This is a genomic window from Aeromonas molluscorum 848 (assembly GCF_000388115.1).
In the GTDB taxonomy this organism is placed as follows: domain Bacteria; phylum Pseudomonadota; class Gammaproteobacteria; order Enterobacterales; family Aeromonadaceae; genus Aeromonas; species Aeromonas molluscorum.
Map to the genome: position 1 here is coordinate 1 of NZ_AQGQ01000191.1, position 7128 is coordinate 7128.

A 7128-nucleotide genomic window follows, 5' to 3' on the forward strand; every position below is an offset into this window, starting at 1 on the left:
GCCATGGCCAGCAGCAGGAAGGAGAAACCGTCGCGCAAGTCCGGCAGCCCGAAGGTGAAGCGGTCCACCCCGACGCTGCGGTCTATGCCGATGGTGGAGATCATGATGCCAAACAGCGCCATGATGAGGGCCTTGAGCACCTGACCCTTGCCGGCGAACGCCGCCACGGCCGAGAGGCCCAGTACCATGAGCGCAAAGTAGTCCGCCGACTGGAAGGAGAGGGAGACCCTGGCGAGCAGCGGGGCCGCCACCATCAGCATGATGGCGGACAGGGTGCCGCCGGTGAAGGAGGCGTAGGCGGCGATGGCCAGGGCCTTGCCTGCCTGGCCCTTGCAGGCCAGGGGGTAGCCGTCAAAGGCGGTCACCACGGTTGCCGAGCAACCGGGGGCGTTGATCAGGATGGACGAGGTAGATCCCCCGAAGATGGCGCCGTAATAGACCCCGGCCATCAAGATGATGCCGGAGGAGGGATCCAGGCCATAGGTGATGGGGATCATCAGGGCGATGGCGGTGACCGGACCCAGGCCCGGCAGCATGCCGATGAAGGTGCCGACGAAGCAGCCGAGCACCACCATCATCAGGTTGACTGGCAGCAGTGCTGTGCCGAGTCCTTGCAAGATTCCGTCTAACATGATGACTCCTTAAAACCCGAGCAGGGTGAACAGACGACCCGGCTCCAGATAGACGTTGAGCCCCTTGGTGAGCAGTGCCCAGAAACCGATGGAGAAGGGAACGCTGATCATCAGGCCGTAGCGCAGGCTGGGCTCGCCCAGTACGCGTATGCCCACGGTCAGGAAGGCGATGGTAGAGAGCACAAAACCAAACCAGGTCAGACCCAGGCCATAGATGACCATGAGCCCGAGCAGGATGAAGACCCGGCGCCAGTCACCCGGCTCCTTGCGCAGGTGCTCGCCCCCCGGGGAGACCATCAGCAGCAGAGAAAGCAGCACCCCAAGCCCGGCCAAGGCATAGGGCAGGGTGCTGGCGGTGAAGGGTTCGTATTCGTCGCCGGGGTAGCCGGGGATCTCGGTGGCGTAGTAGCCATAGACGATGGAGAGCAGCAAAAACAGCAGGCCTCCGAATCGCTCCTTGGTGATATTCATGATGTGCTCTCCAACATGGACGGCGGGCGCTGGGCCCGCCTGTTATGTGACAACGAGGATTATTTGATGAAACCGAGCTCTGTCATCAGGCCGCCGATCTGCTTTTCCTGGCCCTCGAGGAAGGCGGTAAATTCAGGGCCTGACTTATAGAGGTTGGTCCAGCTGTTGCGGGCGCGAACCGTCTCCCACTCCGGTTTGTCATACATCTGCTTGAGCAGGACGGCGAACTCGGCCGATTTTTCCGGGGTGATGCTGGGGGAGGCAAAGAAGCCACGCCAGTTGGCAAAGACGGTGGGGTTGCCCTGCTCGCTGAACGTCGGCACCTGGTCGGCACCGGGCAGACGCTTGTCCGAGGTGACCCCCAGGATGCGCATCTGGCCGGATTTGACCGCTTCCATCGCTTCACCGAATCCGGTGGAGATGGCCTGGGTTTCCCCGGCCAGCACGGCGGCCATGGCACTGCCGCCGGCATCATAGGCCACGTAGCGCAGCTTGCTGGCATCGGCGCCGGCGTTCTTGAAGGTCAATGCCGCCACCAGATGATCCAGGCTGCCACGGGCAGAGCCACCGGCGATCTTCACTTTGGATGGGTTGGCTTCATAAGCGGCCAGCAGCTGGGCCCAGTTCTGATAGGGAGAGTCAGCCTTGACCGCCAGCGCCTGATAGTCGGCGATGATGGCGGCGACCGGGGTCAGATCCCGGAATGACTGCGGCAGCTCCTTGGAGAGGGACTTGACGATGATGGGGGTGGAGTTGACCATCAAGGTCTTTTCGGACTGGGACGAGGTCTCGATCAGGTGGGCAATCGCCTTGGCGCCGCCACCGGCAGACATGTTCTGATAAGAGACAGTGTGGATAAGGCCTGACTTGGTCAGCACTTCACCGGTGCCGCGGGCCGTGGTATCCCAGCCGCCCCCTGCGCCACCCGGGATCAGGAAGTGAATTTCGTCTATCTGGGCATGGGCGCCGAAGCTCAGTGCGAGCAGGCTACCGATCAGGGTGCGTTTGAAGGTTCCTTGCAACATGGTGCTCTCCTTGTGATTGTTGCAGGAAGGTTAATGTCGGGTGGCGTAATGGAAAAGATTGTGACCGAAATGGCTATTTAGGCTCTTGTGGCTATTTTGTTCATTCTGTTTTCAGCCTGTGACGGGGCAATGCTAGCGGGATCAGCCAGAGTCTTGGCCTCGTAACGGTCGAGCCACGTCATGGCAAGGATGGGGGCTGGTGGGTGAACAGGGCGCAGGCACTGGGGCGTCAAAGATGGGAGGGTGCGACGATTGGATAGCGACAGATAAAAAAACCGGCGCCTTGGCGCCGGTTTTTGTTCACATCGACTCTCTTACAGGGAGGCGGTGAAGGTACGGGTGATGACGTCTTGCTGCTGCTCTTTGGTCAAGGAGTTGAAGCGCACGGCATAACCGGATACACGGATGGTCAACTGCGGATATTTCTCCGGGTTTTCCATGGCGTCCAGCAACATTTCGCGGTTCATCACGTTGACGTTGAGGTGCTGACCGCCCTCGAGGTTGGCCTCGTGGTGGAAGTAACCATCCATCAGGCCTGCCAGGTTGGACTTCTGGGATTCCATGTCTTTCCCCAGTGCGTTCGGCACGATGGAGAAGGTGTAGGAGATACCATCTTTGGCGTAAGCGAACGGCAGCTTGGCAACGGAAGTCAGGGAGGCGACGGCGCCTTTCTGATCGCGACCATGCATCGGGTTGGCACCTGGGCCAAACGGTGCACCGGCACGACGGCCATCCGGGGTGTTACCTGTCTTCTTGCCATACACCACGTTGGAGGTGATGGTCAGTACGGACTGGGTTGCCACGGCATTACGATAGGTGTTGAGCTTCTGGATCTTCTTCATGAAGCGCTCGACCAGGTCACAGGCGATGTCATCGACGCGAGCGTCATTGTTACCGAACTGCGGATATTCACCGTCGATTTCGAAGTCGATGGCCACGCCATCTTCGTCACGCACCGGCTTGACCTTGGCGTACTTGATGGCAGACAGGGAGTCGGCCGCAACAGACAGACCGGCGATGCCACAAGCCATGGTGCGATAGACGTCACGGTCGTGCAGCGCCATCAGCGAGGCTTCGTAGCTGTATTTGTCGTGCATGTAGTGAATGATGTTCAGGGCGGCGACATACTGCTTGGCCAGCCAGTCCATGAAGTGATCCAGTCGGTCCATCACGTCGTTGTAGTCGAGGTACTCTGAGGTCACCATGTCGGTTTTGGGGCCGATCTGGATCTTGAGTTTCTCGTCCATGCCGCCGTTGATTGCATACAGCATGGTTTTGGCCAAGTTGGCACGGGCACCGAAGAACTGCATCTGCTTGCCGACGATCATCGGGGAGACGCAGCAGGCGATGGCATAGTCATCGTTGTCAAAGTCGGCACGCATCAGGTCGTCGTTCTCGTACTGGACGGAAGACGTCTCGATGGAGACCTTGGCACAGTACTTCTTGAACGCCACCGGCAGCTTCTCGGACCAGAGTATGGTCAGGTTCGGCTCAGGGGAGGGGCCCATGGTGTACAGGGTGTTTAGCATACGGAAGCTGTTCTTGGTGACCAGGGTGCGGCCATCCACGCCCATGCCCGCCAGGGTCTCGGTCGCCCACATCGGGTCGCCGGAGAAGAGTGAATCATACTCAGGGGTACGCAGGAAGCGAACCATGCGCAGCTTCATGACCATGTGGTCCATCAGCTCCTGGGCTTCTTGCTCGGTGATGATCCCTTTCTTGAGATCACGCTCGATGTAGACATCCAGGAAGCTGGAGGTACGACCGAAGGACATGGCGGCACCGTTCTGGGACTTGACCGCCGCCAGGTAGGCGAAGTAGGTCCACTGCACGGCTTCTTTGGCATTTTTGGCCGGTACAGAGATGTCGCAGCCATACTTGGCAGCCATCTCTTTCATCTGATCCAGGGCGCGGTATTGATCGGAGATCTCTTCGCGCAGACGGATAGTGGCTTCCAGGTTGACGCCGTTTTCCAGGTCGTCTTGCAGGGACTTGAACTGGGCCAGCTTGTCGGCCATCAGGAAGTCGATACCGTATAGAGCGACACGACGGTAGTCACCGATGATACGACCCCGGCCGTAGGCATCCGGCAGACCGGTGATGACGCCGGATTTACGGCAGTTCAGGATGTCCTTGGTGTAGACATCAAACACGCCCTGGTTGTGAGTCTTGCGGTACTCGGTGAAGATCTTCTTGACCATGGGGTCCAGCTCGCGGCCGTACACCTTGCAAGACGTTTCAACCATCTTAATACCGCCATTGGCGATGATGGCGCGCTTGAGCGGTTTGTCGGTCTGCAGGCCAACAATCTGCTCCAGGCCCTGGTCGATATAACCGGCATCGTGAGCGGTAATGGTGGAGGGCAGGTCAGTATCAAAATCGACCGGCGCATGGGTGCGGTTTTCGATTTTGATGCCTTCCATGACCTTGTCCCACAGCTTGGAGGTCGCTTCAGTCGCGCCAGCCAGGAAGGACTCATCACCTTCATAAGGGGTGTAGTTCTTCTGGATGAAGTCGCGGGTGTTGACACTGTTCTGCCACTCACCAGGAGCGAAGCCTTCCCATGCTGCTTGGAACTGCTCGTTACGTTCTGCCATTTTCATTACCTCACACGGTATTGATGTAGTACCCCGTCATCATCCTTAATGATGGCGACGGAAGATAAACCAGTAAGTCAGACCAACCATGACTCCGCCACCAATGATGTTGCCTATGGTCACGGGGATCAGATTGTGAAAGACGAAGTTCGAAACGGTCAGGTCGGCATATTGCGCCGGGTTCTGGCCGATGGCCTGCCAAAACTCCGGGCTGGCGAGGGCATGGATAGCAATGCCAACCGGGATCATAAACATGTTCGCGATACTGTGCTCAAACCCTGAGGCGACGAACATGGCCACGGGGAGCAGCATCACCATCACCTTGTCGGTGGCGCTGCGGGCGCCGAACGACATCCATACCGCCAGACATACCATCAAGTTGCAAAGGATGCCGAGCGCCACGGCCTCGAAGAAGCTGTGATGGAGCTTGTGCTGCGCCACATTCAGGGCATTGAGCCCCCACTGGCCATTGTCTGCCGTGTACTGCGCCGAGATGACGATGAGCGCCACCATGAGCAGACCGCCAATCAGGTTGCCAAAGTAGACCAGGCCCCAGTTTTTGAACAGTTGAGCCCAGCTGATGCGCCCGGCCGCTTTCGCTACCAGCGTCAGGGTGGTGGAGGTGAAGAGTTCGGCGCCAAGCAAGACGCAGAGGATGAGTCCCATGGAGAAGCAGAGGCCGCCAATCAGCTTGCTCATGCCCCAGGCCATGCCACCGGCACCAGTGGTGACAGTGATGTAGAAAATGAAGGCGAGAGCGATGAAGGCGCCAGCGGTGATGGCGAGGGGAATGACCTTGTATGCGGGCTTGGTGGCCTTGGCATAGGTGATGTCTTCAGCCAGTGCAGCGATGGCTTCGGGCTTGAGACAGTCAAAGGGGGATTCTGCTTTCAATTGTCATTGTCCTGCAATTTTGCCTGTGGAAATCATAACAAAGGGGGGGATCCCCAAAATTGATGCCGATCAAGATTGACTGATTGTGAATGTAATTTTACTACAGTTTTTATGGCTTCCCTGGCATCCACTGCCGGTTTGGTAGTTTCAGCTGATATATAAATGATGTTTTTATAACTAAATGATTTTAGTCAGGTTATAAAGTTACACTTCGGTTGAGTCTTGCTGTGCTGCGTGCTTCTTCCCCACTTTCCAGGCGTTTTTCAGGATCCCCCTAAAGAGGTGATTTCTGTTGGTTGTCATCATGGGCTGCCGCGCGAAGACCCAGTATAGCCGAGCGTTGGCAGGTTACATATGACAACCACCTTGTCCATTCTTGCTGGCTGCGAGAAGCGAACCTGTTTCCTCTGTCGCTCGCTTGGGTCAGGCCCGACGCTGTCCCTGTTCTGATGAGTCTGGCAAAAGCGGTCCCGGGAAACAAAGAGGCCGCCAAACGAGCATTCGGGATGAAGACGCGGGCGGCCAGCAGGGGACGATCCCCTTCTAAAGAGCTTGCAGAGGCGGGTTGTTGGGAGGTGACAAATAGGAGGATAGGAGAGAGGCAAGGCGCGCCGCACGCCGACACCGGGCCATAAAAAATCCGGCGCACTGGGCGCCGGATTCTGTGTATCGCAAAGCTGGGTGAGGTTACACCACGCCTTGGGTACGCAAGTAATCTTTGTAGGTGCCGCCGAAGTCGCGGATGCCGTTTTCGGTCAGTTCCATGATGCGGGTCGCCAGGGAGGAGACAAACTCGCGGTCGTGAGAGACGAAGATCAGGGTGCCTTGATACATTTCCAACGCCATGTTCAAGGATTCGATAGATTCCATGTCCAGGTGGTTGGTCGGCTCATCCATGATGAGGATGTTGGGGCGCTGCATCATCAGCTTGCCAAACAGCATGCGGCCCTGCTCGCCACCGGAGAGTACCTTGACCGGCTTTTTGATGTCGTCCTGGGTGAACAGCAGACGACCCAGAATGGAGCGTACTGCCTGCTCATCTTCGTTGGCCTGTTTCCACTGGGCCATCCAGTCGAACACATTGAGATCGGTGTCGAAGTCTTCGGCGTGATCCTGGGCGTAGTAACCTATCTGGGCGTTCTCGGACCATTTGATGGTGCCGCTGTCCGGTTCCAGTTCGCCCATGAGCGTCTTGATCAGGGTGGATTTACCAATGCCGTTGGTCCCCAGGATGGCGACCTTCTCGCCCACTTCCAGCATCATGCTCAGGCCCTTGAACAGGGGCGCCTCACCATAACCTTTGGACACCCCTTCCACTTCCAGGATGTTGCGGTACAGCTTCTTCTCCTGCTCGAAGCGGATGAAGGGGTTCTGACGGCTGGACACCTTGACCTCTTCAATCTTGATCTTGTCGATCTGCTTGAGACGGGAAGTGGCCTGGCTGGACTTGGAGGCGTTGGCGCTGAAACGCGACACGAAGGATTGCAAGTCGGCAATCTGGGCCTTCTT

General features: G+C 57.8%; 6 protein-coding genes. All 6 read right to left on the reverse strand.

What is annotated here, in order from left to right:
• Positions 1-632: tripartite tricarboxylate transporter permease (locus G113_RS17885; protein WP_005908158.1), on the reverse strand; the 632-nt coding region annotated here is incomplete at its 3' end.
• Between the two features lie 9 nt (positions 633-641).
• Positions 642-1103, reverse strand: a complete 462-nt coding sequence (locus G113_RS17890) for a tripartite tricarboxylate transporter TctB family protein (protein WP_005908159.1) — start codon at positions 1101-1103, stop codon at positions 642-644.
• Between the two features lie 59 nt (positions 1104-1162).
• Complete coding sequence (locus G113_RS17895) at positions 1163-2128, reverse strand: tripartite tricarboxylate transporter substrate binding protein (protein ID WP_005908160.1); 966 nt, start codon at positions 2126-2128, stop codon at positions 1163-1165.
• A gap of 314 nt (positions 2129-2442) precedes the next feature.
• Positions 2443-4725 (reverse strand): formate C-acetyltransferase, encoded by a 2283-nt coding sequence (gene pflB, locus G113_RS17900; protein ID WP_005908161.1) that lies wholly within the window; start codon positions 4723-4725, stop codon positions 2443-2445.
• Positions 4726-4770: 45 nt separating this feature from the next.
• Positions 4771-5619, reverse strand: a complete 849-nt coding sequence (gene focA, locus G113_RS17905; protein ID WP_005908162.1) for a formate transporter FocA — start codon at positions 5617-5619, stop codon at positions 4771-4773.
• Between the two features lie 687 nt (positions 5620-6306).
• On the reverse strand, positions 6307-7128 hold an 822-nt coding region (locus G113_RS17910), incomplete at its 5' end, for an ATP-binding cassette domain-containing protein (protein ID WP_005908163.1).

Coding starts and splice junctions, on each gene's coding strand:
- G113_RS17890 (WP_005908159.1), bottom strand. CDS start 1,103: ATGAATATCACCAAGGAGCGATTCGGAGGCCTGCTGTTTTTGCTGCTC.
- pflB (WP_005908161.1), bottom strand. CDS start 4,725: ATGGCAGAACGTAACGAGCAGTTCCAAGCAGCATGGGAAGGCTTCGCT.
- G113_RS17895 (WP_005908160.1), bottom strand. CDS start 2,128: ATGTTGCAAGGAACCTTCAAACGCACCCTGATCGGTAGCCTGCTCGCA.